General features: G+C 39.3%; 1 protein-coding gene. It reads left to right on the forward strand.

Annotated elements, in window-relative coordinates; all coding sequences use genetic code 11:
* Positions 1-263 precede the first annotated feature (263 nt).
* The gene (locus tag IEU71_RS10060; protein WP_004914786.1) at positions 264-1,469 is read left to right on the forward strand and encodes an IS110 family RNA-guided transposase; all 1,206 of its coding nucleotides are present in this window, start codon (positions 264-266) and stop codon (positions 1,467-1,469) included.
* Positions 1,470-1,606 lie beyond the last annotated feature (137 nt).

Raw genomic sequence — 1,606 nt, forward strand, 5'->3', positions numbered from 1 at the left:
AATAAAACTTACTAACATTAAAGGTGAAGATTAATCTCGGCGGAGATAGTCTTCACCTATTTTTGATTTATTCTAAAATAGGTTGTGAAGCATAGGTCGCGGAGTTTTTTGGCACTGGATGTCGTGAATAAAAGTGGCCGTTTCACTGGCGTTACCACACAATTTGTTCTTAGTAAGTTAGACGCTAGACGTCGAGTATAGAAAATTAGATGGTGATGGCTGCCAGTGACTGTTTCAATCAATTATTCTTTGGAGGTGCACTCATGCACGCTGTTATTGGTATTGATGTTTCGAAGGCAACCAGTCAAGTTGCCGTCGCTGTTGATGGTAAGGTTGTACAGAATTTTAAGATCACCCATGATGTCTTTGGGTTCAATCAGTTAAATACGGTCATTATGCAGTTTAATACGTTCCCAGATATCGTGTTTGAGGCGACAGGCGTTTATTCGAGACGTTTAAAAACTTTCTTAGAGGCCCACAATTATCCTTATACTTGCCTGAATCCTTTGACCGCTAAAAAGCAATTGGATCAATTACGTCCTAACAAAAATGATCTTAACGATGCCAAGCATTTGGCGGAAACGCAATTCATTTTAAAGCGTGCTAAAAGTTACGTCCAGAATCCGATTTATATTGAACTACAAGATATGAGTCGTTTTTACCAACAGTTAAACCACGATATTGTGTCCGCTAAAAATCGGCTACATCGTTTGCTTCAATTGACTTTCCCAGAAATTGAAACTTTGTTTTCAACTACCGATAGCCAACAATATTGGGAGATTGTGTCGTTAATCCCTCATGCCACAATGGCTAAGCATTCACGACAAACGTTATCCGATACGATTCAAAGCAGCGTCAGTCGTCAAATCGGTGTTGCGCGTTTAACACGACTCGTTGATAAACTAGTGGCGCTTGGCATCCTATCAGCGCCTGCTGTTGCCGTTGCTTCGTATAATGTCACCGAGGTGCGTTATTATGCGCAGCGCTTAATTGCGTTATCTCAAAGCAAGGCCAATGTCTTAGCGACTATGGTTGATCAGGCCAAAGATTTACCTGAATATGACATTTATCAGAGTATACCAGGATTTTCGGACAAAACAGTGGTTTCTCTAATCGCTGAATTAGGTGATTTGCATCGTTTTGCGACTAGTAACAAATTGAATGCCTTTGTCGGGATTGACTTACGATTTAATGATTCAGGTGATTATAAAAGTTCTGGGTTCATCACAAAGCGAGGTAATACAATCGCCAGAAAAGTGCTATTCAAAGCCATTAGTAACATTGCTAGTACGGCAACTTATGGTCATCAAAATCATATCAATGATTGGTATCAAAAGAAAAAGCAATCTTCAATGTCAAAGGGAACAAAGAAAATTGCTATTGGTGCGATGTCACGTCTCTTACGAACCATGCACTATCTGGTTTTGAATAACCAATTGTACGATTACGATACAGCGTCAAAGCGCTAGAATTGTACATTTATAAGCCTAACATTTTGCAAAACCAATGTGAAGACATCGGTTTATTTTAGTAGTGCTTGATGACCAATTGCAGCATCATAAAAAGAAGCTAAATGCCTTGAAACACTTGACTTCTGGTAGAAAAA

It is taken from the genome of Leuconostoc falkenbergense (assembly GCF_014634805.1).
GTDB classification, from domain to species: domain Bacteria; phylum Bacillota; class Bacilli; order Lactobacillales; family Lactobacillaceae; genus Leuconostoc; species Leuconostoc falkenbergense.

Coding starts and splice junctions, on each gene's coding strand:
- IEU71_RS10060 (WP_004914786.1), top strand. CDS start 264: ATGCACGCTGTTATTGGTATTGATGTTTCGAAGGCAACCAGTCAAGTT.